This is a genomic window from Saliniferula longa (assembly GCF_050789285.1).
Taxonomy (GTDB): Bacteria; Pseudomonadota; Alphaproteobacteria; order Rhodobacterales; family Rhodobacteraceae; genus CAVPWP01.
The window spans coordinates 134,661-157,793 of the sequence record NZ_JBOUVX010000003.1; the positions used below are offsets into that span (position 1 = coordinate 134,661).

A 23,133-nucleotide genomic window follows, 5' to 3' on the forward strand; every position below is an offset into this window, starting at 1 on the left:
GGTTTTACATCAATTTGCGGCGACGTGTCACGCGAATATCGAGATCGGTGATCTTCTTGCGCAGCGTATTGCGGTTGATGCCCAGCAGATCGGCGCATTTCGCCTGGTTGCCGCCGGTGGCGTCGAGCGCGATCTCGATCAGCGGGCCCTCGACCTCGCGCAGGATGCGCTGATAGAGGCCTGGGGGCGGCAGCACGCCGCCGTGCAGGTCGAAGTAGCGCTTGAGGTGCTTGCCGACCGAGGCCGACAGCTTTTCGCCCTCGCCCCCGCCGACAAGGGGCTCCATCGCCGGCTGGTTGCCCAGCACGGCCTCGGCCTCGGCGCGGGTGATCTCTTCCTCGGTGCCGGTGACGACGATGCGCCGGATCGTGTTCTCGAGCTGGCGGACGTTGCCGGGCCAGCTGTAGGCGCGCACAAGGTCCATGGCCCCGGCATCGAAGCGCCGTTCGGGCGCGCCGTCCCGCTCGGCCCGGGCCAGGAAATGCTCGACCAGAAGGGGGATGTCCTCGACCCGCTCGCGCAGGCTGGGCACGCTGATCGTGACGCCGCCGAGGCGATAGAACAGGTCCTGGCGGAAGGCGCCCGACTCCATCTTGCGCGACAGGTCGGCCTGGCTGGTGGCCATGACCCGGGGCGCGTTGTCGGTGAAGCTGTCGAGCATGCGGACCACCCGCGCCTGCGCCTCGTCGCCCAGATCGCCGACCTCGTCGAACAGGATCGAGCCGTTGCGCGCCCGCGAGATCAGCGTGGCCGGCCCCTCCATCGCGGCCAGGTCGGCGGCCGAGGCGACGACGAAGGGCAACGTGCGCCGGTCCGAGAAGTCGTGGATCGCCCGGGCGATCAGCGACTTTCCGGTGCCCGATTCCCCGGTGATGAGAACCGGCAGGTCGGTGTTCATGACCCGCGCCACAAGGCGGTACAGCGCCTGCATCGACGGCGTGCGGCCGACAAGGGGCAGTTCGTCCTGGGGCCCGCGGACCGTGGTGTCGGTCGTCGGGCGCGCGACCGCGCCCGCCCGTCGCTTGACCTCGAGCGCGCGGGCCGCGCGCTTCATCAGGTCGGGCAGGTCGAAGGGCTTGGGAAGATAGTCGTAGGCGTCGGCCTCTTCGGCCTGGATCGCGGTCATGATCGTGTTCTGCGCCGAGATCACGATGACCGGCAGGCCCGGCCGCGCCTTCGAGATCAGCGGCAGCTGCTCGAGCCCGTTGCCGTCGGGCATGATCACGTCCGAGATCACCAGATCGCCCTTGCCCTCTTCGACCCAGCGCATGAGCGTGACCAGCGACGAGGTGGCATGCACCTTGCAGCCGGCGCGCGTCAGCGCCTGGGTCAGAACCGTGCGGATCGTGCGGTCGTCGTCGGCGACCAGAACCGTGCCATCCATTGCCTAGCCTTCTCCTGAACTTTTCGGGACCTCGACGCCCTCGTCCTTGGGCGCGACGGGCAGCGAGATGCGAAACACCGTGCGCCCGGGCACGCTGTTCACGCTGACCCAGCCGTCGTGGTCCGAGATGATCTTCGACACCAGCGCCAAACCCAGCCCGGTGCCGTTCTCGCGCCCCGAGACGAAGGGTTCGAAGATCTCTGACGCGATCTCGGGCGGGATGCCGGGGCCGTCATCCACGATCTCGACCTGAAGCGGAAGGGCCGCGGTGCCGTCCTTCCGGCGCAGGCGCAGCGAGGTGTCGTAGAACGTGCGGATGGTGATCGTTCCGCGTTCGTTGCGCGCGGCTTGCGCGGCGTTCTTCAACAGGTTTTGGAACACCTGCAGCATCTGGTCGCCATCGACCCAGGTCGACGGCAGCGACGGGTCGTAGTCCTCGACCACGCGCATGTTGGCGGCAAAGCCCACCTGCGCGGTCTTGCGGGCGCGGTCGAGCAGATCGTGGATGTTCACCGCCCGGCGTTCGGGCGGACGAAGGTTGCCGAACTGCTCGACCTGTTCGAGCAGCTTCAGGATGCGCCGCGTCTCGGCCACGATCAGGTCGGTCATTTCCTGATCCTCGCCCGAGAGGTTCATCGACAGAAGCTGCGCCGCCCCGGTGATGCCCGCCAGCGGGTTCTTGATCTCGTGCGCCAGCATCTCGGCCATGCCGATGGCCGATTTCGCGGCGCTCTTGACCGAGTGCGCCCGGTTCAGCCGGTCGGCGATCTGGCGCGGCTCCATGATCAGCAGGACGAAGCCCGGCATTCCGATCATCGGCGCGATCTGGATGTTGCACTGCACCGGCGGCCGCTCGCCCGATCCGACGTCGGCGGTATTGATGAAAAGCGAGGACTGGTCGGTTCTTACGCGGCGAAACGCATCTTCGAGTGGGGCGTCGATCGCCAGCGTGTCGAACATCGGCTGACCGCGCAACGACCGGACCGAGGCATTCAGGAACAGCTCGGCCGCGGGGTTCACCTCGGAGATGATGTCCCCGGGATCGAGAAGGAACGCCGGGATCGGCAACGAATTCCACAGGGTTTCGCCGAAGGACTTCATGCCGCCTCCGCCACGCCGTCAAGCGCCAGCCCCAGAAGCGAAAGCGTCCGCGCCGGATCACCCGAGGTCAGCACCTCGCGCCGCAGCGCGGGCGGGGTTCCGGCCGCGTCCATGTACCAGCCAAGATGCTTGCGGATCACCTTCGACCCCAGCGCCGCGCCATAGAAGGCGAGCGTGTCCTCGAAATGGCCGCCCACCAGATCGGCCAGCGCGCGGCCCGCAGGCGCCGCAGGGCGCCCCCGCCCCGCCAGCGCCGCCGCGATCTGCGCCAGCGCCCAGGGCCGGCCCTGCGCACCGCGCCCCACCATGACGCCCGCAGCGCCCGACTGCGTCAGCGCGCGGCGCGCCGTGGCGGCATCGACGATATCGCCATTGGCGATGACCGGAATGCGCACCGCCGCCCGCACCGCCCGGATCGCGGCCCAGTTGGCCGCGCCCTTGTAGAACTGGCACCGCGTGCGGCCGTGGATCGTGACCATCCGCACGCCGGCGGCCTCGGCGCGGCGGGCGATCTCGGGGGCGTTCTGCGTCGCGTCGTCCCAGCCGAGGCGCGTCTTCAGCGTGACCGGCACCGTCACCGCGCCAACCACGGCCTCGATCAGCCGAAGCGCGTGATCGGGCGTGCGCATCAGCGCCGAACCCGACAGACCGTTCGTCACCGTCTTCGCGGGGCAGCCCATGTTGATGTCGATGACCCGCGCGCCCATGCCTTCGACCATGCGCGCGGCCTCGGCCATCCAGCGCGCCTCGCGCCCGGCAAGCTGCACCGCGGTCCCTTCGACGTTAAGGCCAAGCTCGGCCTTCTCGCGCACGCCGGGCTTGGCCTGCACCATCTCCTGGCTCGCCACCATCTCGGACACGACAAGGCCCGCGCCGAATCGCTGCACGACCCGTCGAAACGGCAGGTCGGTGATTCCGGCCATCGGCGCCAGCAGCACGGGGCTGTCCAGAGGCACGCCTGCCACTTCGATGGTCAGTTGCTCATTCCTTGTGCACATGGCCCTCAGGTATCGCGCCAGAGGACGAATGGCAAATGCCCACGGACACAACAGGTGGGCCAGACGTAACCTGCCGCTTTTTTGGGCAGCACGGGGGTGACGGCGCAGCGCATTGTCTCTGCCCCGGGCAACGCCTAGACAGGGCCCGGCAGACCGGAGGCAAGCATGACCAACGCGGCGGTGATCGTGGCGGCCGGGCGCGGACTTCGCGCCGGCGGCGGCGTGCCGAAGCAGTGGCGCGATCTAGGCGGGCGGCCGGTGGCGGTGCGCACCCTCGACGCCTTCCGCGACCATCCGGGGATCGAGAGGATCGTGCTGGTGCTGCACCCCGACGACATGGACCGCGCGCCCGCCTTCGCCGATCCGCCGGCCGTGACGGTCGTCACCGGCGGGGCGACCCGGCGCGACAGCGTGCTGGCCGGCCTCGAGGCGCTGGAGGGCCAGGGGATCGCGCGCGTGCTGATCCACGACGTGGCGCGGCCGTTGACGCGCGCCGCCACGATCACGGCGGTTCTGGCGGCGATCGACACCGGGCCGGGCAGCGCGCGGGGCGCGGCGCCGGCGCTTGCGGTCACCGACGCGCTCTGGCGCGGCCAGGGCGGCGAGGTGACCGGCGCCGTGGCGCGCGACGGGCTTTGCCGCGCGCAGACCCCGCAGGGCTTTCCCTATGACGCGATCCTCGCTGCACACCGCGCGCATCCGGGCGAGGCCGCCGACGACGTCGAGGTGGCCCGCGCCGCCGGGATCGCGGTCGCCATCGTCCCCGGCGAGGAACGCAACCTCAAGATCACCACGCCCGAGGACTTCGCCCGCGCCGCAACCTTCCTGGGAGGGACCATGGACATCCGCACCGGAAACGGCTTCGACGTGCACGCCTTCGGGCCCGGCGGCCACGTCACCCTCTGCGGGGTGCGCCTGCCCTTCGACCGGGGCCTCGAGGGGCATTCCGACGCCGACGTCGGCATGCACGCCCTGACCGACGCGATCTACGGCGCGCTGGCCATGGGCGACATCGGCCGGCACTTCCCGCCCTCGGACCCGCAGTGGAAGGGGGCGGCCAGCCACATCTTCCTGGCCCATGCCGCCGACCTCGCCCGGACCGAGGGCTTCACCCTGACCCATTGCGACGTGACGCTGATCTGCGAGCGCCCGAAGATCGGCCCTCATGCCGTTGAGATGCAAGGCGAACTTTCCCGGATCATGGGTGTCGATCCGGCCCGCGTCAGCGTCAAGGCCACCACCTCGGAACGGCTGGGCTTCACCGGCCGCGGCGAAGGGATCGCGGCGCTGGCCACCGCGACGCTGGTGCGCGCATGAGCCGGATCATCGCCACCTTCCTGTACGTGGGGCTTCTGAAACCCGCGCCCGGCACCTGGGGATCGCTGGCCGCGTTGCCGGCGGCCTGGGCCGTTCACGCGATGGGCGGTCCGATCCTTCTGATCGCCGCCACGCTCGCGGTCGCGGCGGTGGGCTGGTGGGCCACGGCGGTCGAGATCGCCGGCGCCGAGGACCAGGACCCGTCGGAGATCGTGATCGACGAGGTCGCCGGCCAGTGGATCGCGCTCTGGCCGGTCTCAGTCGGCGCGGCGATGGCCGGAACAGGCTTTACCGCGCTCTGGCCCGGGATCCTGACTGCCTTCCTGGCGTTCCGCCTTTTCGACATCTGGAAACCGGGGCCGGTGGGCCTGGCCGACCGGCAGAAGGGGCCCACGGGCGTCATGCTCGACGACATCGTGGCGGGCGGACTTGCGGCGATGGTGGTGGCCGTCGCGGCGGTCTTTGCCCATCTGGTCATCGCGACATGAGCCTTGCCGCGGATCTTGTTGAAACCGCGCGATCTTCGGCGACGATGATCGCCACGGCCGAAAGCTGCACGGGCGGGATGGTGGCCGCCGCGATCACCGACATCCCCGGCTCCTCGCGCATCTTCGACCGCGGCTTCGTCACCTATTCGAACGCCGCCAAGACCGCGATGCTGGGGGTCGACCCCGCACTGATCGATCGCCACGGCGCGGTCTCGGAAGAGGTGGCGCGCGCCATGGCCGAAGGTGCCATCGCGCGATCCGATGCCCGCCTCGCGGTCTCGGTCACCGGGATCGCCGGCCCGGGCGGGTCCGAGACCAAGCCCGAGGGGCGCGTCTGCTTCGGGCTGGCCAGGGCCGAAGGCGTCACCTCGCAGACCGTCGATTTCGGGGCGCTCGGCCGCGACCGCGTGCGCGCGGCGGCCCGCGACCACGCGCTGCGCCTGCTTCTGGACGCGCTGCGGCCCTGAGGTCTTCTTGGCGGAAATATCCCGGGGGTCCGGGGGGCTGGCCCCCCGGACCCTGCACCCGGCGGGTCAGCCGTAAAGCTCGGCCGCGCGGCGCTCGAAGGCCCGCACGATGCGCTGCATGGCATCGTGAAAGACCACACCGATCACGCCCTGCAAGACCTTGTTACGGAATTCGAAATCCACGAAGAACTCGACGTCCGAGCCGCCCTCGGCCGGCCGGAAGCGCCAGTTCGATTCAAGGTACCGGAACGGCCCGTCCAGATACTCGGTATCGATCCGCATCTCGTGGGGAAACAGCGTCACCCGGCTGCCGAAGCGTTCGCGGAACACCTTGAACGAGATCACGAGGTCGGCCTCCATGATCTCGGCCTCGCCCTGCGGCCGGCGCGAGCGGATCCGTGCCGCCGCGCACCAGGGCAGGAATTCGGGATAGCGCGCGACATCGGCCACCAGATCGTACATCTGCCGGGGCGTGTAGGGCAGCGTCTTGGTCTCGGAATGCGTCGGCATCGGTCGCTGTGGCTGGTGACAGTTCCGCCCGAATACGTAGACTGTGGGCAGGAAATCAAGGGGGAGCGTCCGGGTGAGCCGTCCATACGTGATCGACCAGATGATCTCGGCCAAGGAAATCGCGGCCCGCGTCGAAGCGCTTGCGCGCGAGATCCGGGTCGCCTTCGCGGGCACCGACAAGCTGGTCGTCGTGGGTCTTCTGCGCGGCTCGTTCGTCTTCATCGCCGATCTCGTGCGCGAGATCGACCTGCCGCTCGAGGTCGATTTCCTCGAGGTCTCGTCCTACGGCAACGCCATGGAATCAAGCCGCGAGGTGCGCGTTCTGAAGGACCTTCGGGGCGAGATCGCGGGCCGCGACGTGCTGGTGGTCGAGGACATCGTCGATACCGGCTTCACGCTGACCCATGTGCTGGCCTTCCTCGATGCAAAGAAGCCCGCGCGGCTGGAAACCATCGCGCTGCTCGACAAGCCGTCGCGCCGCGAGGTCGAGATCCGGGCCACCTGGACCGGGTTCGAGATCCCCGACGAATTCGTGGTGGGCTACGGCATCGACTATGCCCAGCGCAACCGCAACCTGCCCTTCATCGGCAAGGTGCGTTTCACCGGCTGAGACCGGTCCCGGCAAGCGGCGCGGCCATCGCGGCCAGGCCCGTGGCCAGCGCGCCGCGCACGGCCTTCAGGCGCGGCGCCTCGACGAGGTCGGCGTGGCAGGCCACCCAGACCGGCACGCTGGCCAGCGGCCGGCCGTCGCCCAGGCGCACAAGCCCGGGCGCGCGGTCGCCCAGGATGCAGGGCAGGACCGCCCTGCCCGCCCCTGCCCCGACCAGCGCGGTCAGGGTCACGAAGCTGTCGGCGCGGCCTGCGACGCGGTCGCCCACGCCGGCCTCGTCCAACCATTTCGCGGCCACCGTGCGCGCCAGCACGCCGGAAAGCCCCAGCCAGGGACCCTCGGTCGTGTCGGCGCGGGCATAGGCGGCGAAGCCCAGGTCGGCCGCGACCTCGCCGCGCAGGTCGTCGGGCAGGCTCTGCGCCGGGCGCACGGCGACATCGGCCTGGAGGCGGGCGAAGTCGCTGTGCTGGTTGCCGGTCAGAAGCTCGATCCGCAGCGCCGCCTCGTCGGCCATGAGCCGCGCCACGATCGGGGGCAGGACGACGCTGGTGAAGCTGTCGGTCGAGGTGACGCGCACCACGCCGGCAAGCGGCGCCTGCGCCCCGCGCATCATCCGGTCCAGCGCGCCGAAGCCGGCCTCGACCTCGCGCGCGGCCTCGATCAGGCGGCGCTGTTCGGCGCGCACGACATAGCCGCGCGGCCCCCGGTGGAAGATCTGCGCGCCGCTGCGCGTCTCGAAGGCGGCGACCCGGCGCAGCACGGTGGCGTGGTTGACGCCCAGCGCCTTCGCGGCGGCCGAGACCGAGCCCAGGTCCGCCACCGCCAGCACGTATCTCAGGTCGTCCCAGTTCTCGCTGTGCATGGATCGCAGATATCCCCGCAAAAAACGACAGTGGTCAACGTCCGCGGCAACGCTATCCTCAGGTATATTCGTTCAACCAAACTTGAAGGCAGATATCCCCGATGATCCGCAGACTTCTCGCCTCCGCCCTTGGCGCCGCCCTTCTCGTTCCCGCCGCCGCGATCGCACAGGACGGCTTTGCCGGCCAGCTTGCCGCCCGGCAGGGCCAGTTCGACATTCTTGCCCTCAATATCGGCGTTCTGGGCGGGATGGCGCGGGGCAACACGCCCTACGACGCCGCGATGGCGCAGCAGGCGGCCGACAACATCGTCGCGGTCAGCCGGATCGCACAGACCTTCAACTGGCCCGAGGGCTCGGACAACATGAGCATCGAGGGCACCCGCGCCCTGCCCGCGATCTGGGACAACCTCGACGACGTTGTGGCGAAATGGGCCGCCCTCGGGACCGCGGCCGAAGGCCTCGCCGCCGTGGCCGGCACCGGGCAAGAGGCGCTTGGGCCGGCCCTAGGCGCGGTCGGCGGCACCTGCCAGGCCTGCCACGAGGCCTATCGCGCCCCCGAGAACTGACCCCCTCATGGCGACGGCCGCACGGCTTCTGGGCCTGGGGGCCGCCGCCGTGATCGTGATCGCGGCGGCCGGGTGGGCGATCACCCGGCCGCGTGCGCTTGACCCCGCGGCGACCGCGGGCCTGAGCGGCGACGCGGTGCGGGGCGAATGGGTGTTCTGGGCGTCGGGCTGCGCGTCCTGCCATGCCGCCCCGGGAAGCGAGGACAAGCTGGTTCTGGCCGGCGGGCAGCGCTTCGTCACCGAGTTCGGCACCTTCGTGGCCCCCAACATCTCGACCGACGCGCAGGCCGGCATCGGCGGCTGGACCCTGGCCCAGTTCGCGACGGCGCTGACGCAAGGGACGTCGCCCGAGGGCCGGCATTACTATCCGGCCTTTCCCTATGCCGCCTACCGGCTGATGGCGCTGCAGGACGTGGCCGACCTCAAGGCCTTCATGGACACGCTGCCGGCCTCGGATGCCCCGAGCGCGCCGCATGAACTGGCCTTTCCCTTCAGCCTTCGCGCGGGCCTCGGGGTCTGGAAGGCGCTGGCTCTGGGCGACGAGGGGTGGGTGATGCCCGCCGGCACGCCCGAACTGGAGCACGGCCGCTATATCGCCGAAGCGCTGGCCCATTGCGGCGAATGCCACACCCCCCGGGACGGCCTTGGCCGACTTGACACCGCGCGCTGGATGGCCGGGGCGCCCAACCCCTCGGGCCAGGGACGCATCCCCGGCCTGACGCCCGGCCAGCTTGACTGGAGCGCGGAGGACATCGCCTATTACCTGGAAAGCGGCTTCACGCCCGGCTTCGACAGCGCTGGCGGGCACATGGCGGAGGTCGTCCGCAACATGGCCCGCCTGACGGCTGAGGATCGCGCCGCAGTCGCGGCCTACGTCAAGGCCCTGCCGCCCGCCGAATAGCGGCGCAGAAGCCCCAGCGACCCGAGGCCCGCAAGCATCAGCCAGACACCGGCCGGAAGCGGCACCGGGGTCGCCGAGATCATGAAGCTTTCGCCCGCGACGGTGTTGAACCCGCCCAGCGCGAAGGTGTCGTCGAAGATCGCGATGCGCGCCCAGGCGGGGTCGAACGGCAGGTCGAATTCCGCCAGCGGACCCAGCGCCGCGTTGAAGAAGCTGATCCCGCCGTAGCCGACCGAGAGCTGTGCCTTCAGCACATCGACGTCGAAATCGAGCCCGAACTGAAGGCCGGTCGTGCTTTTCATCATCGCCAGGACCGAAAAGGTCGGCGTGAAGAGGGTGTCGCCGAACAGCGTGAACTCCGGCAGGTCGCCCCATTCGCCGAAGAAGCTGTTGCGCAGCACGCCGTCGATCTCGACCGCGCGGTCGAAGGCAAGGTCGACCATCAGCTTCGGCGTGACCTTGAATTCCTGGAACACGTCGATCGAGGGGCCGAATTCAGCGTCGATCAGATCGATCGAGCCCGAGACCGCGTCAAGGATATCCACCCGCGCGCCCAGCGGCGGCAGGGCGTTGGCATAGGTCAGAAGCCCGTCGAGGTCGGCGCGCAGACTGACGAAGTCGGCCTGGCCCGACAGCGCGAGGTGATTCTCGCCGGCCTCCTTGGTGGTCGACTGCGCCAGAAGCGGCGCCTGGACGTTGATGTTGGCCAGCTCGATGTTGATGCCGCTTTCGACCGGGCCGCCGTCGACCGGGGTGATCTCCTGGGTCTGGCCGGTGACGTTGTTCTGCTGCGAGACCTCGAGCTTCTTGGTCACGAGGTCCGCCTCGAGCGACACGCTGTAGTCCAAAAGCGGCGTCGTCAGCTCCACGAAATCGGGCAGGAAGCCGTCGAGATAGCGCACCGCGACCGGGTCGACCGAAATCAGTTCGCGCACCTCGTCGATGTCGAGCAGCGTCACCGTGTCGCTGACGCAGCCGGCCAGGGCCAGACAGGCCTGGCCCGACACCGAGAGGTTGGCCTGCATCACGACGTCGATCGACGCCTCGGCGGTTGGCGACTGCGAATCCATCTCGCCGTCGGCGAAGACCGACGTCGTCTGAAGCCGGAAGGCCTCGCCCTGCCTGACGATCGTACCGGGCGCCAGATCGGCGCCGGCGTCGAATTCGAGGCGCGCAGCGACCGAGCCCGCGTCAAGCGCATAGCCGATGTCGAGGCCGACCCGACCCGAGCTTGCCACCGTGCCTTCGGCGCCGGTGCGGGTGTCGAGGACGACGGGAAGCGTGGCCGGCGGGCGCGATCCGCAATCTGGCCGCACGATGGCCGGGATCAGCCGGCAGGCATTGTAGGCCAGGCGGCGCGGGTTCGGCACGCTGCCGCGACTGACGCTGCCGACGATGTCGCCGACCTGGTCGCTGACGTTCCATGCCGGCCCGACCGGAATCACGTCGGCAATGCGCGAGGCCGCGCCGGCCCCCCAGGCGCTTTGCCGTTCGCCGGTCTCGAATTCCAGAGCGGCGGCATTGTAGAGCGTCGCGCCATGGGCAAGCCCCGGCACTGTGGCGCCAAGCGCCAAGGCGAATAGACCGGTCTTCATCTGCGTTCCCCCGTCGGTTTTTGCATTCGGTTGACGCAAAGGAAGCACACCGACCGCGGCCCCACCTGTGACGCACGTCACACGGGCCGGGGTAAACGTCCTGTTTCCGATCGGGAAACGGTGCGGGCCTAGCCGCGGCCGAGCTTCGCCAGCCGCGCCGCGCGGAGCCGGGCGAAATCGTCGCCCGCGTGATAGCTCGACCGGGTGAGCGGCGTGGCCGACACCATCAGGAAGCCCTTGCCGAAGGCCGCCTTCTCGTAGCTCGCGAATTCCTCGGGCGTGACGAAACGCTCGACGCGGTGGTGCTTGGGCGTGGGCTGGAGATACTGGCCGATGGTCAGGAAATCGACATCGGCCGAGCGCATGTCGTCCATGACCTGCAGCACCGACTGGCGATCCTCGCCAAGGCCGACCATGATGCCCGACTTGGTGAACATCGCGGGGTCAAGTTCCTTGACCTTCTGCAGCAGGCGAAGGCTGTGGAAGTAGCGCGCGCCGGGCCGCACCGTGGGATAGAGCGCGGGCACGGTTTCGAGGTTGTGGTTGAAGACGTCGGGGCGGGCCTCGACCACCGTCTCGAGCGCCGAGGGCGGGCACTTGAGGAAATCGGGGGTCAGGATCTCGATCGTGGTCTCGGGGCTGCGGTGGCGCACGGCACGGATCGTCTGGGCGAAATGCTCGGCCCCGCCGTCGGCGAGGTCGTCGCGATCGACCGAGGTGATGACGACATGCCGGAGGCCAAGCTTCTCGACCGCGTGGGCGACGCGGCCGGGTTCGAAGGCGTCAAGCGCGTCGGGCCGCCCGGTGGCGACGTTGCAGAAGGTGCAGCCGCGGGTGCAGATCTCGCCCATGATCATCATGGTGGCGTGGCCCTGGCTCCAGCATTCGCCGACGTTGGGGCAGCCGGCCTCTTCGCAGACGGTGACGAGGCGGTTCTCGCGCATGATGTCGCGGGTCTTCTTGTAGCCCTCGCTGACCGGCGCCTTGACGCGGATCCAGTCGGGTTTCTTCGGCTGGGCGTTGTCGGGGCGATGCGCCTTCTCGGGGTGGCGCTGGCCGGGGATGGAAAGGTCGCGGGGGCTCATGGGTCTGGCTCCGTCGGGCGCTGCCGGGTTGCCCTTTCTCTACAGCGGCGGCGCGGGCTTGTCCAACCCGGCCGGGGCCCGGCATGGCGGGGTTGCACGCGGTGCAACGGGGACAGGGACCCGGGGCTCTGCCCCGGACCCCGGGATACTTGCGCCAAGAAGAACGCCCGAGGGGCGGCGCGCCTCAGCCGATCAGCGGCGACCAGCCGCCGCGGGTGTCGTAGTGGCGCTTGAGCCGCTGCAACGCGATGCGCAGCACGATCTTGCCCGAGCGCGCCGACCAGCCCATGCGGCGTTCGGCGGCTTCCATGCCTTCGAGGAAGCAGCAGCAGCGCAGCACCACGTCGCCCAGCCCCGGGCCGAGGTCGGCCAGCGCCGCGCTGACCCGGTCGCGCGCGGCCTTCGGGCCCTCGGCGCGCCCGCCATCGCTGCCGGCGGGCCCCTGCGAGGTGCCGCCGGTGAGGAACTTGTCCCAGTTCTGCGTGGTGCGCGGCCCCATCTGGGCAAGCTCGAAATCCTCGCGCAGGCGTTCCCCCGCGGCGACGAGGTCGTCCGAGAGGAAGGGGGTGCCGTCCTTCTCGCGCCGCCGGGCCAGCGTGACCAGCGGGCTTTCGGCGGCGTTATAGCGCAGCCGGCGGCCGGGCTGCCCGTCGCCGCCGGCGACATCGCGCGCGGCGAAGTCGCGATGCTGGTGGCCGAAGGCCGCGCCGGCGTCGGAAAACCCCGCGCGGGCCTGGTCCTCTTGCGCGATCATGCGCTTCAGCGCGATCCGCCCGGTCGAGGTGATGCGGTAGCGCGTCACCCTGCCCTGCGGGGCGCCGTCGGCGGACGGCTGGCAGGCGATCCAGTCCTTGAGCGCCAGAGCTTCGGCCACGGCGCGCTCGACGATGCCGGTGCGCAGGGTCTGGCCGTCGCCGGTTTCGCGCACCACGACCGCCTTCTCCATGTCGAGCGCCACCGCAAGGCAGGATCCGGGCTCGTTCAGGCGGCGCAGGATGCGCCGGGCCTCGCGGTCCACGGTCGCGTCGTCGGGGGCGGCCTTCGGCGCGTCGCCCGGGGCGGCGGACCGGGATCCGGCGGGACAGGACTGAGCGGAAACGGTCATGGACGGAAGCTCCTTTCGCTGATCCTTCGCCCCGGCAGCGGGGGCGGCGTGCCGGGCGACGAGACGCCGCAAGGCATGGTCGATGAGAACGTCGTCGCGTCGCGCTTCGAACTTGCGGACCTGCCGCAGCACGGTCGACGCGTGGCAACCGGCGCCCCGCGCCAGAGCGCGGATCGACACGCCACCCTCGACATGGGTGAGGTAGCGGCATGCGTCCGCGGGAACCCAGCCCGGGTACCGGGGACGGGTCGTGTCCTTTGCCCCCTTGTCCGCCAAAGTGCCCTCCACCGCCGGCCAAGTCCTCCAGTTTATCAACCTAAAGTTGTATTCGTTACCAGTTCATTAACGTCGCGAGACCGTCAGACCCTAGCGCAACAGGACTGAAGAGAACGGGAAGGCAGCGTGCGCAGGAATGGGCGCTGGCGCAACTCTACCTTGGGTTGTGTAACTTGGAGGGGTCTGCAAAGGAGACCCCCGTCCATGACCGACCCAGTCGCCGCCCTTGCCGCCCTTCGTCGCCCACGCCTTCTGATCCGCGCCGCGCGCTTCGGGCTGACCGATTACGACCGCAGCCGCGACCTGCGCCGCCTGATCCGCGCGGACGCACCGCCCAGCCCGGAATGCGCGCTTGGCCGGCTGATCGACGAAGAGGCGGCGATCGACACGGTGCGACGGGCGAAAACGGCCGGCTACAGCGTCTCGCGGCACGTCGAGCTCCTGATCGCGATCATGGGCGAGGCGCGGCTGCTGCCCCGGCGCGAGACCGCGCTTTAGGCGCCTAGACGAAGGCGTCGGGGACCGAGGCCTTCTTGCGCGCCACGAAGTCTTCGAGGCCGTCGCGCACGGCCTCGTCGATGGGGGGCGCCACGTAGTCCGACAGCATGCGCGCCACCTTTTCCGAGGCCAGCGCCTGGGTATCGCGGCTGCCGTCGTCGGCCCAGGTCTCGAAGGGCTTGTAATCAAGCAGGCCGGTGCGCCAGAAGGCGTCCTTGAAATGGGCCTGGGTATGGGCGCAGCCCAGGTAGTGACCGCCCGGACCGACCTCGCGGATCGCGTCCATGGCCTGCGCGGCCTCGGAGACGTCGACGCCGGCGGCGAAGCGGTGCAGGACGCCCAGCTGGTCGGCATCCATCACGTACTTCTCGTAGGACGCGACCAGCCCGCCCTCGAGCCAGCCGCAGGCGTGCAGCATGAAGTTCACCCCCGACAGCAGCGCGGCGTTGAGCGAGTTCGCACTTTCATAGGCCGCCTGCGCATCGGGCAGCTTCGAGCCGCAGAAGGCCCCGCCCGAGCGGTAGGGCAGCCCCAGCCGCCGGGCGAGCTGCCCCGCGCCGTTGGTGATCTGCGATGCCTCGGGGGTGCCGAAGGTGGGCGCGCCCGAGTTCATGTCGATCGAGGTGACGAAGGCGCCGAAGATGACCGGCGCACCGGGGCGGACAAGCTGGGAATAGGCCACGCCCGCCAGGACTTCGGCCAGGACCTGGGTAAGCGTGCCGGCCACACTGACCGGCGCCATGGCGCCGCCCACGATGAAGGGCGAGATGATCGCGGCCTGGCCCGCGCGGGCATAGACCTCGAGCGCGCCCATCATGGTCGAATCGAAGGTGAGCGGCGAATTGATGTTGATGAGCGAGGTCATCACCGTGTTCGCCTCGACGAAGGCGTCGCCGAAGAGAATCTTCGACATCGCCACGCTGTCGGCGGCGCGCTCGGGTTCGGTCACCGAGCCCATGTAGGGCTTGTCCGACAGGGTCATGTGCGCGAGCAGCATATCGAGGTGGCGCTTGTTGACCGCGATGTCCGTGGGCTCGCAGACCGTCCCGCCCGAATGGTGGACCCATTTCGACATCTGGCCGAGCTTCACGAAGTTCCGGAAGTCGGCAAGCGTGGCATAGCGCCGTCCGCCGGCGGCGTCGCGCACGAAGGGCGGTCCATAGACCGGCGCAAGCACAAGGTTCCGGCCACCGATCACGACGTTGCGGTCGGGATTGCGGGCGTGCTGGACGAAGCTTGACGGCGCGGTGGCGCACAGCTTGCGGGCAAGACCGCGGGGGATGTGCACGCGCTCGCCCTCGACCTCGGCGCCGGCCTCTTTCCACAGCTGCAGCGCAGGCGCGTTGCCCATGAAGTTGACGCCGATCTCCCACAGAACGGTCTCGGCGTTCGCCTCGATGATCTCGATCGCCTCGGGCGTCAGGATCTCGAGGTCGGGAATGTTGCGCTCGAGAAAGCGCGCCGCCTCGAAGCGCACGGCCGTCCGTTCGGCCCGCCGCGCCGCGCCACCGCCTCCACGCCTGCGTTCACTCACGTCCACCGTCATTCCGCGTCCTCCGACCGGGCCGTCCCTGTCCCGTCATAACTGTCCTTGCCCGGCCCAGCTTTCCGTTTGCGCCCTTCCGCAGGCGAAAACGACATTGCCGCCCGTCGCGGTTCTTCTTGGAAGAAATATCCCGGGGGGGCCGCGCGCACCGCGCGGCGGGGGCAGAGCCCCCTTCCCCGCTTGCAAGTTGCGCGGCTCCTGCCTAGAGCGGGGGCATGACCCCAACGCCTTCCCACGACCGGCTTCTCATCATCGATTTCGGCAGCCAGGTGACGCAGCTGATCGCGCGGCGCCTGCGCGAGTTGAACGTCTACTGCGAGATCCACCCCTACCAGAAGGTCACCGACGCCTTCCTTGCCCGGTTCGCGCCGAAGGCCGTGATCTTCTCGGGCGGGCCCGCCAGCGTCATCGACGCGGGCAGCCCGCGCCCGCCGTCCTCGGTCTTCGACCTGGGCGTGCCGATCCTGGGGATCTGCTATGGCCAGCAGGTGATGATGCAGATGCTGGGCGGGCGGGTCGAGCGCGGGCACGGCACCGCGGAATTCGGGCGCGCTTATGTCACCCATACCGACCGGCGCATCGATCTTCTGAACGGCTGGTTCCTCGAAGGACGCGAACAGGTCTGGATGAGCCACGGCGACCACGTCGCCGCCATCGCCCCGGGATTCGAGGTCTTCGGCACCTCGCCCGGCGCACCCTTCGCGATCACCGCCGATCCGGCCCGCCGGTTCTATGCCGTGCAGTTCCACCCCGAGGTGCACCACACCCCGAACGGACGGACGCTTTACGAGAATTTCGTGCGCCTTGCCGGCTTCACCGGCGACTGGACCATGGGCGCCTACCGCGACGAGGCGATCCGCAAGATCCGCGAGCAGGTCGGCGACAAGCGTGTGATCTGCGGGCTGTCGGGCGGGGTCGACAGTTCGGTCGCCGCCGTGCTGATCCACGAGGCGATCGGCGACCAGCTGACCTGCGTCTTCGTCGACCATGGCCTCTTGAGGCTCAACGAGGCGGACGAGGTCGTGGGCATGTTCCGCGACCACTACAACATCCCGCTGATCCATGCCGACGAATCCGAGTTGTTCCTGTCGGCGCTGGAAGGCGTTTCCGATCCGGAAACAAAGCGGAAAACGATCGGCAGACTGTTCATCGACGTCTTCCAGAAGCACGCCAACGAGATCGATGGCGCCGAGTTCCTGGCCCAGGGCACGCTTTACCCCGACGTGATCGAATCGGTGAGCTTCTCGGGCGGGCCCTCGGTCACGATCAAGAGCCACCACAACGTCGGCGGACTGCCCGAAAAGATGGGGCTGAAGCTGGTCGAGCCCCTGCGCGAGCTTTTCAAGGACGAGGTCCGGGCCCTGGGTCACGAGCTTGGCCTGCCGGCCAGCTTCATCGGCCGCCACCCCTTCCCCGGCCCCGGCCTGGCGATCCGCTGCCCCGGCGAGATCACGCGCGAGAAACTCGACATCCTGCGCAAGGCCGACGCGGTCTATATCGACCAGATCCGCCGGCATGGCCTTTACGACGAGATCTGGCAGGCCTTCGTCGCCATTCTGCCCGTCCGCACTGTGGGCGTGATGGGCGACGGGCGCACCTACGACTATGCCTGCGCGCTGCGGGCGGTGACCTCGGTCGACGGGATGACGGCGGATTACTATCCGTTCAGCCACGACTTCCTGGGCGAGACCGCAACGCGGATCATCAACGAGGTCAAGGGCATCAACCGGGTGACTTACGACATCACCTCGAAACCGCCGGGGACCATCGAATGGGAGTGATCCGCAGGCTTCTGGCGCTGGTCGTGCTGTTGTGCGGGGCGGCCCTGGCGGGTGTGGCCGCCTACACGTTCTTCTACACGCGCCCGGCCGAGCTTCCGGCAGGCGCCAATGTCGTGGTGCTGTCGGCGGGAACGGAGGGCGGCCAGATGGATGCCGTCACGGCCGAAAGAACGGCCACGGGAATCGCGCTTTATCAAACCCTTGTGGCCCGGGGTGAAAGTCCGATCCTGGTCATGTCCGGGGGGCGCGGGGCCGGCGCGCCGGCCGCGAAGGCCACGCTGATGGCGGATTCGGCCCGCGCGGCCGGGGTGCCGGTGGGCGACATCCGGGTCGAGGTCGAAAGCCATTCCACCCTGCAGAACGCGCTGTTCGTGCGCGAGGTGCTTGGCGAGGCGGCAGATGCCCCGGTGATCCTGGTCACAAACCGCTTTCACCTGCCCCGGGCCTGGGCCAGCTTCCGCTGGGCGGGAATGCACGACATCACCCTGTACTCGGCCGAGCCCGAAGAGGCCGCGCCCGACACCGGGGCGCTGATCCTCGAGGCGCTGAAATGGCCCGCCAATCTTGCGCGGGCCGGCGTCTTCTCGGCGATGACGCTTGTGGGCGCCGATGGCGGCGACCTTGCCCCCCTTCTGCGCTGACGGCCGGCAATGACGACGGCGTCGCCAGCCGCGCGCCCCGGGCTTGCCGCGCTGTGGATGACGGGGGCGATCGTGTCCTTCTCGCTCATGGCGGTGGCCGGGCGGGCGGTCAGCGGAGAACTCGATACCTTCGAGATCATGATGTACCGGTCCTTCGTGGGTGTGGTGCTGGTGATCGGCGTGGCCGGCCTTCTGGGACGGCTGGGCGAGGTCACGACGCGCGACCTCCACGTCCACGGGGTGCGCAACCTGTTTCATTTCACCGGCCAGAACCTGTGGTTCTGGGCGATCACGATGATCCCGCTGGCGCAGGTCTTCGCGCTGGAATTCACGTCGCCGATCTGGGTGACGCTGCTGGCGCCGCTGGTGCTGGGCGAGCGGCTGACGCGGATGCGGCTTCTGGCGGCGGTCCTCGGCTTTCTGGGCATCCTGATGGTGGCCCGTCCCGGCGCGGGCGATCTGAGCCCTGGCGTCACCGCCGCGGCGGCCTCGGCGCTGTGTTTCGCGGGCTCGATCCTGCTGACCAAGCGGCTGACCCGGACCGAGACGATCACCTGCATCCTTGTCTGGCTGACGGTCATGCAGGCGGGTCTGGGGCTGCTCACCGCGGGCTGGGACGGCGACATCGCCCTGCCTTCGTCCAGGACGGCCCCCTGGCTTCTGGCGATCGGCTGCGCCGGCCTGATGGCGCATCTGTGCCTGACCAACGCGCTGAGCGTGGCGCCGGCCTCGGTCGTGGTGCCCATGGATTTCGCCCGCCTGCCCGCGATCGCGGTGATCGGGATGCTGCTTTACGGCGAGCCGCTCGATGCCTGGGTCGTTCTTGGCGCCCTCGTCATTTTCGGTGCGAACTACCTCAACATCTGGACCGAAACGCGCCGGGCGCCGGCTGGGTAACGGATTTGTGACGCTGCGGCACGGCCGGTTCCTTACGCTGGGTAAATTGTTGACCGGCGAAGCGTGGGCCGACTACGACTTTCTTTCATAAGTGCACGTCCAGGTGCATTGGGGAGGACAGCATGGCATTCAGACTTGTCGCGACGGCGACCGCGGTCTCACTTTGCGCCGGAACGGCATTCGCCGGCGGAATCGAGCGGACCAACCAGGTCGTCGGGATCATCTTTCAGGAAGGCACCTATGCCGAACTTTCGTTCGGCTATGTCGATCCGTCGGTTTCGGGCACGGCGACAGCCTTCAGCCCCACGCCGGGCGCGAATTCGGGCAACATGGTGAAGGCCTATTCGCTGGCGGGCGCGGCGTTCCGCATGAACATCAACGACCAGCTGTCCTTCGGCGTGATCTTCGACCAGCCCTATGGCGCCGACGTCAGCTATCCCGCGGGGACCGGGTACTTCGCCCAGGGCTCGACCGCCGAGCTTGACTCGAACGCGCTGACCGCGGTGCTGCGCTATCAGTTCGCCGGCAACTACGACATCTATGGCGGTCTGCGCTATCAGACGCTGTCCGCCAATGCCTTCATTCCCTTCGTCACGCCTGTGCCGGGGGTCACCCCGCCCTATCAGGTGAACGGGGAACGCGATGGCGGCCTCGGCTGGCTGATCGGCGCGGCCTACGAAGTGCCCGAGATCGCGCTGCGCGTCGCGCTGACCTACAACTCGTCGATCGAGCACGAACTCGACACCACCGAGTCCTCGTTCTTCGGGCTGTCCAACTCGGTGACGACGATCGAGACGCCGCAGTCGGTGAACCTTGACTTCCAGACCGGTATTGCGGCCGACACGCTTTTGTTCGCGGCCGTCCGCTGGGTGGACTGGTCGGAATTCGACATCAGCCCGGAGGACTACGGCCTGCTGACCGGCGGGGCATCGCTTGTGTCCTACGATTCGGACACGACCACCTACGTGCTGGGCCTTGGCCGGCGGATCAACGAGCAGTGGTCGGTGTCGGGCCGGGTCGCGTACGAAGACCCGACGGGCGGCTTCTCGTCGAACCTCGGGCCGACGGACGGGCAGACGACGGTGGCGCTCGCCGCGCAATACACCGTGGGCCAGACGCAGATTTCGGGGGGCGTGAGCTATACCGACATCGGCGACGCCGAGACGACGCTGGGTGGCTCGGGCCTTCCGGCCTCGGACTTCAGCGGCAACTCGGCCTGGGGCGCGGGCATCCGGATCGGCTACACCTTCTGACATCGGGCCATCGCCCGACCGGACGGCCCCGCGCAGCGCGCGGGGCCGTTTCGTTTGCGCAGGTTCCGGGTGGCCGGGCGCGCGCGGCCGCGTCAGGATGCGCGGCATGACCCAACAGGAACTCTCTCCCCGCGCCTGGACGGAACTCGCCGCGCTCTCGCTGATCTGGGGCGCCTCGTTCCTGTCGATCCGCGTCGCGCTGGACGAGATCCCGGTGATGACCTCGGTCGCGCATCGCGTCGTCTGGGCTGCCGTCGCGCTTTGGCTGGTCGTCGCGCTGCGCCGCCTGCCCCTGCCGCGCGATCCGCGCCTGTGGGGCGCCTTCCTGGTGATGGGGCTCTTGAACAACGTCGTTCCCTTCACGCTGATGGCCTGGGCGCAGCTTCATATCGAGACCGGCCTGACCTCGATCCTGAACGCGGCGACGGCGATCTGGGGGGTGATCGTGGCGGCACTGGTCTTCGCTGACGAGCGGCTGACGCTGCGCAAGGCCCTTGGCGTGGCGCTTGGCTTTGCCGGGGTCGCCGTGGCGATCGGGGTGGACAGCCTTGCCGCGCTTGACCTTCGGTCGGTGGCGCAGCTTGCCGTGATCCTTGGCACGCTGTCCTACGCGCTGGCGGGGACCTGGGCGCGGGCGCGGCTGTCGGAGCTGTCGCCCATCGTGGCGGCGGCCGGGATGCTGACGGGATCCGCGGTCGTCATGGTGCCCCTTGCGGTTGCCGTGGATGGCCCGCCGGCCTGGCCGCGATCGCCCGTGACCTTCGCGGCGGTGGCCTATTATGCGCTGGTGTCGACGGCGCTTGCCTATCTGCTTTACTACCGCGTGCTGCGCATGGCCGGGTCGGGAAACCTTCTGCTGTGCACGTTGATGATTCCGCCGGTGGCGATCCTTCTGGGGGCCGCGGTGCGGGGCGAAGCGCTGCACGCCGGCGCCTTCGCGGGCTTCGGGCTGCTTGCGGCGGGGCTTCTGATCCTCGACGGCCGGGCCGTCCGGTATTTGCGCGCCCGGCGTTCGACTTAACGCTGGCCTCGCGCCCACACGCCCGCTAGGACAAGCGCCGGACGCGGAGGTGAGGCGAACGATGATCTACGGATCGGCAGACCACTGGCGCAAGGCGCCGAACAAGCGGATCATGCTGTTCGGCATGTCGGGTCTTGGAAAGACCCATGTCTCGACCCTTCTGCGCGAGACCGGCGGCTGGTTCCACTATTCGGTCGATTACCGGATCGGCACCCGCTACATGGGCGAGCATATCGCCGACAACTTCAAGGCCGAGGCCATGAAGGTGCCGTTCCTGGCGCAGCTTCTGCGAACGGATTCGATCTATGTCGCGTCGAACATCACCTTCGACAACCTCGCGCCGCTGTCGACCTATCTGGGCAAGCCCGGCGATCCGGCGAAGGGCGGGCTTCCCTTCGGCGAATACATGCGCCGGCAGGCGCTGCACGCCGAGGCCGAGAAATCGGCGATGCTCGACACCGCGCAGTTCATCGAGCGGGCGAAGCTGCTTTACGGCTATGATCACTTCGTCTGCGACAGCTCGGGCTCGATCGTCGAGGTCGTGAACCCCGAAGACCCTGCCGACCCGGTGCTTTCGGCGGTTACGCAGCTTCTGCTGCCGGTCTGGATCGAGGGCACCGAGGCCCATACCGAAGAGCTGATCCGCCGTTTCGACCGCGATCCCAAGCCCATGTACTACCGCCCCGAATTCCTGCAGGCGGCCTGGTCCGAGTATCGCGCCGCGACCGGCGAGGCCGAGGACAGGGTCGATCCCGACGCCTTCGTGCGCTGGGCCTATTCGCGGGCGCTGGCGCATCGCCAGCCGCGCTATGCGGCGCTGGCGCGCAACTGGGGCGTCACCGTCGCCGCGTCGGACATCGCCCGGGTCCGGACGGCCGAGGACATGGTCGAACTGATCGCCCATGCCCTTTCGGCGCGCTGAGGCGCCTCAGACCCGGCAGCGTCCTTCCGCCTGACCGATCGCCAGGGGCGCGCCGTCCATCGAGAAGCGCCCGATCGGGCCCCCCGCGTCGTCCGAGATGGTCAGCATCCGGCCCGAGGCGATGTGCAGGAACAGCGGATCGCCAATGCTGATGGGGGCGTAGGCCACGCCGTTTTCGGTCGTCACAGCGAAGTCCTGCACACGGCCGTCCACGTCGATCGCGATGCGCCCGTTCCCGGCGTAGGGCGACAGCGCCAGAAGCGACGGCCGCCCCTTGCCGCAAAGCCAGTCCAGCCGCGCGCCGGTGTCGGCGTCCTTCGTGCCTGCGTACCACCCGCTGAAATCGGCAGTCTGGGCGTATTGCCAGCCCGCGGCAGGTTCGCCCATGAGCGACGGCAGGCTGGGCGAGTCCGGGGGCGGCGCGGCCGGCGCGGCGGCCGATGGTGGCTGCGGTGCTTCGGGCGCGGGCGCAGGGAATGCGGCGGCCGCACCGTCGGCTGGCCGGGCGGCCGGACGCGGCGAGGCCCCGGGCGCAAGGGCCTCGGGCGCAAGGGCCGCCGACGCCACGCCGCCCGCCTCAGGTCCCGCGTCCGTCCCCGGATCGGGAGCGGCGCCCAGGCGGACGACCTCTTCGCAGCCGTCGGCACCGACGCGGGGCGGCGTGCACAGCTGACCGTGGAGCGACAGGACGACGTCCCGCCCGTCAAGCCGCCAGGCCTGCGCGCTGCCGCCCCAGGCGACTTCGTGACCCGCGGCCGAGCCGACCCAGACGGTGACGGGGCAGCCGGCCGAGCCGCAGAACAGGCTCCAGGCGTTCACGCATTCAAGGCCTGCAAGGTCGGTGACATAGTCGGGCCGCCCGTCGGCGTTCAGGTCGACTTCGGTGATGAAGGGCGGCGTGCCGTCGGCGGCGCGACCCGCCCCCGGCATGTCGATGCCCGAGAAATTGGGCGTGCCGCCGACTTCCTTGCAGAAGCGGATGTTCTCGTCGGCGAACTCGCGGATCGCATCGGGAAGGACGGCAGGCGCCCCGGGAGGTGGGGCGGGCTGCGCGGATGCCGCGGACTGTTCCCCGGCCGCCGGCACGCAGACGGCGTCGACACAGGCCCGGTAGGCCGGGTCGTCGGCGCCCTTCGAATTGGCTAGGCAGGACCACACGCAGCGCTGAAGGACCATCTCGGGGTCCTCTTCCTGTGCCTGTGCGGACGTTCCGGCGACAAGCGCCGCAAGCAGTAGAAGTGCACGCCTCATTCCGGCCCCCCTGGACATCCTGGTCGAAGGCTATAGCAGCGCCGTCTTCGCGCAAGCC

General features: G+C 69.2%; 23 protein-coding genes. 13 read left to right on the forward strand and 10 right to left on the reverse strand.

Annotated features, from left to right (window positions below):
• Positions 1-4: 4 nt before the first annotated feature.
• From ACRDNQ_RS13640 to dusB, 3 genes are read right to left on the reverse strand one after another with little or no spacing between them, the layout of a single operon-like run.
• On the reverse strand, positions 5-1,384 hold the full coding sequence (locus ACRDNQ_RS13640) for a response regulator (RefSeq protein WP_431829241.1): 1,380 nt from the start codon (positions 1,382-1,384) through the stop codon (positions 5-7).
• Between the two features lie 3 nt (positions 1,385-1,387).
• Positions 1,388-2,485, reverse strand: a complete 1,098-nt coding sequence (locus tag ACRDNQ_RS13645) for a two-component system sensor histidine kinase NtrB (RefSeq protein WP_431829242.1) — start codon at positions 2,483-2,485, stop codon at positions 1,388-1,390.
• Positions 2,482-3,483, reverse strand: a complete 1,002-nt coding sequence (dusB, locus tag ACRDNQ_RS13650; protein WP_431829243.1) for a tRNA dihydrouridine synthase DusB — start codon at positions 3,481-3,483, stop codon at positions 2,482-2,484. The genes ACRDNQ_RS13645 and dusB overlap by 4 nt, the downstream gene beginning before the upstream one ends.
• A 165-nt stretch (positions 3,484-3,648) precedes the next feature.
• Here dusB and ACRDNQ_RS13655 point away from each other — a divergent pair, with 165 nt between their 5' ends.
• Genes ACRDNQ_RS13655 through ACRDNQ_RS13665 form a run of 3 tightly spaced genes read left to right on the forward strand, consistent with a single transcriptional unit; the run spans position 3,649 to position 5,755 of the window.
• Positions 3,649-4,800, forward strand: a complete 1,152-nt coding sequence (locus tag ACRDNQ_RS13655) for a bifunctional 2-C-methyl-D-erythritol 4-phosphate cytidylyltransferase/2-C-methyl-D-erythritol 2,4-cyclodiphosphate synthase (RefSeq protein ID WP_431829244.1) — start codon at positions 3,649-3,651, stop codon at positions 4,798-4,800.
• Positions 4,797-5,288, forward strand: a complete 492-nt coding sequence (locus ACRDNQ_RS13660; protein WP_431829245.1) for a phosphatidylglycerophosphatase A family protein — start codon at positions 4,797-4,799, stop codon at positions 5,286-5,288. Before ACRDNQ_RS13655 ends, ACRDNQ_RS13660 begins: the two co-directional genes overlap by 4 nt.
• On the forward strand, positions 5,285-5,755 hold the full coding sequence (locus ACRDNQ_RS13665; protein ID WP_431829246.1) for a CinA family protein: 471 nt from the start codon (positions 5,285-5,287) through the stop codon (positions 5,753-5,755). The genes ACRDNQ_RS13660 and ACRDNQ_RS13665 overlap by 4 nt, the downstream gene beginning before the upstream one ends.
• Positions 5,756-5,821: 66 nt before the next feature.
• On the opposite strand, the gene ACRDNQ_RS13670 is transcribed toward ACRDNQ_RS13665, so the two are convergent.
• Complete coding sequence (locus tag ACRDNQ_RS13670) at positions 5,822-6,265, reverse strand: type II toxin-antitoxin system RatA family toxin (RefSeq protein WP_431829247.1); 444 nt, start codon at positions 6,263-6,265, stop codon at positions 5,822-5,824.
• Between the two features lie 100 nt (positions 6,266-6,365).
• On the opposite strand from ACRDNQ_RS13670, the gene hpt reads away from it, so the two are divergent.
• Positions 6,366-6,875 (forward strand): hypoxanthine phosphoribosyltransferase, encoded by a 510-nt coding sequence (gene hpt / locus ACRDNQ_RS13675; RefSeq protein ID WP_431829794.1) that lies wholly within the window; start codon positions 6,366-6,368, stop codon positions 6,873-6,875.
• On the opposite strand, the gene ACRDNQ_RS13680 is transcribed toward hpt, so the two are convergent.
• Positions 6,865-7,737 carry a LysR family transcriptional regulator gene (locus tag ACRDNQ_RS13680; RefSeq protein ID WP_431829248.1) on the reverse strand — a complete coding sequence of 291 codons (873 nt, stop codon included), beginning with the start codon at positions 7,735-7,737 and terminating at the stop codon, positions 6,865-6,867. The genes hpt and ACRDNQ_RS13680 overlap by 11 nt on opposite strands.
• Positions 7,738-7,838: 101 nt before the next feature.
• Between ACRDNQ_RS13680 and ACRDNQ_RS13685 the strand changes: the two genes are divergently transcribed.
• Entirely contained in the window at positions 7,839-8,303 is a 465-nt protein-coding gene (locus ACRDNQ_RS13685) for a c-type cytochrome (protein ID WP_431829249.1), read from the forward strand.
• A 7-nt stretch (positions 8,304-8,310) separates the two neighbouring features.
• Positions 8,311-9,204, forward strand: coding sequence for a c-type cytochrome (locus ACRDNQ_RS13690; RefSeq protein WP_431829250.1), 894 nt, complete (start codon positions 8,311-8,313; stop codon positions 9,202-9,204).
• Here ACRDNQ_RS13690 and ACRDNQ_RS13695 read toward each other — a convergent pair.
• The 3 genes from ACRDNQ_RS13695 to ACRDNQ_RS13705 all read right to left on the reverse strand — a co-directional run bounded on the left by ACRDNQ_RS13695 (position 9,174) and on the right by ACRDNQ_RS13705 (position 13,265).
• Entirely contained in the window at positions 9,174-10,799 is a 1,626-nt protein-coding gene (locus ACRDNQ_RS13695; RefSeq protein WP_431829251.1) for a VPLPA-CTERM sorting domain-containing protein, read from the reverse strand. The genes ACRDNQ_RS13690 and ACRDNQ_RS13695 overlap by 31 nt on opposite strands.
• Before the next feature lie 128 nt (positions 10,800-10,927).
• Entirely contained in the window at positions 10,928-11,884 is a 957-nt protein-coding gene (lipA, locus tag ACRDNQ_RS13700) for a lipoyl synthase (protein WP_431829252.1), read from the reverse strand.
• A gap of 184 nt (positions 11,885-12,068) precedes the next feature.
• Positions 12,069-13,265 carry a DUF6456 domain-containing protein gene (locus tag ACRDNQ_RS13705; RefSeq protein WP_431829253.1) on the reverse strand — a complete coding sequence of 399 codons (1,197 nt, stop codon included), beginning with the start codon at positions 13,263-13,265 and terminating at the stop codon, positions 12,069-12,071.
• Positions 13,266-13,469: 204 nt separating this feature from the next.
• On the opposite strand from ACRDNQ_RS13705, the gene ACRDNQ_RS13710 reads away from it, so the two are divergent.
• Positions 13,470-13,763, forward strand: a complete 294-nt coding sequence (locus tag ACRDNQ_RS13710) for a DUF6477 family protein (protein ID WP_431829254.1) — start codon at positions 13,470-13,472, stop codon at positions 13,761-13,763.
• A 4-nt stretch (positions 13,764-13,767) separates the two neighbouring features.
• On the opposite strand, the gene ACRDNQ_RS13715 is transcribed toward ACRDNQ_RS13710, so the two are convergent.
• Entirely contained in the window at positions 13,768-15,309 is a 1,542-nt protein-coding gene (locus ACRDNQ_RS13715; RefSeq protein ID WP_431829255.1) for a trimethylamine methyltransferase family protein, read from the reverse strand.
• A gap of 215 nt (positions 15,310-15,524) precedes the next feature.
• Here ACRDNQ_RS13715 and guaA point away from each other — a divergent pair, with 215 nt between their 5' ends.
• The 6 genes from guaA to ACRDNQ_RS13745 all read left to right on the forward strand — a co-directional run bounded on the left by guaA (position 15,525) and on the right by ACRDNQ_RS13745 (position 21,824).
• Positions 15,525-17,090 carry a glutamine-hydrolyzing GMP synthase gene (gene guaA / locus ACRDNQ_RS13720; protein ID WP_431829256.1) on the forward strand — a complete coding sequence of 522 codons (1,566 nt, stop codon included), beginning with the start codon at positions 15,525-15,527 and terminating at the stop codon, positions 17,088-17,090.
• Positions 17,081-17,731 carry a YdcF family protein gene (locus tag ACRDNQ_RS13725; protein WP_431829257.1) on the forward strand — a complete coding sequence of 217 codons (651 nt, stop codon included), beginning with the start codon at positions 17,081-17,083 and terminating at the stop codon, positions 17,729-17,731. Before guaA ends, ACRDNQ_RS13725 begins: the two co-directional genes overlap by 10 nt.
• Before the next feature lie 9 nt (positions 17,732-17,740).
• Positions 17,741-18,628 carry a DMT family transporter gene (locus ACRDNQ_RS13730; protein ID WP_431829258.1) on the forward strand — a complete coding sequence of 296 codons (888 nt, stop codon included), beginning with the start codon at positions 17,741-17,743 and terminating at the stop codon, positions 18,626-18,628.
• 122 nt (positions 18,629-18,750) lie between these two features.
• The gene (locus ACRDNQ_RS13735) at positions 18,751-19,881 is read left to right on the forward strand and encodes an OmpP1/FadL family transporter (RefSeq protein WP_431829259.1); all 1,131 of its coding nucleotides are present in this window, start codon (positions 18,751-18,753) and stop codon (positions 19,879-19,881) included.
• 97 nt (positions 19,882-19,978) lie between these two features.
• Positions 19,979-20,902 carry a DMT family transporter gene (locus ACRDNQ_RS13740; protein ID WP_431829260.1) on the forward strand — a complete coding sequence of 308 codons (924 nt, stop codon included), beginning with the start codon at positions 19,979-19,981 and terminating at the stop codon, positions 20,900-20,902.
• A 61-nt stretch (positions 20,903-20,963) separates the two neighbouring features.
• On the forward strand, positions 20,964-21,824 hold the full coding sequence (locus tag ACRDNQ_RS13745) for an ATPase (RefSeq protein ID WP_431829261.1): 861 nt from the start codon (positions 20,964-20,966) through the stop codon (positions 21,822-21,824).
• A gap of 6 nt (positions 21,825-21,830) precedes the next feature.
• Here ACRDNQ_RS13745 and ACRDNQ_RS13750 read toward each other — a convergent pair whose 3' ends face one another.
• A complete protein-coding gene (locus ACRDNQ_RS13750) occupies positions 21,831-23,075 on the reverse strand; it encodes a hypothetical protein (protein ID WP_431829262.1) in 1,245 nt (414 codons plus the stop codon).
• Between the last annotated feature and the right edge of the window lie 58 nt (positions 23,076-23,133).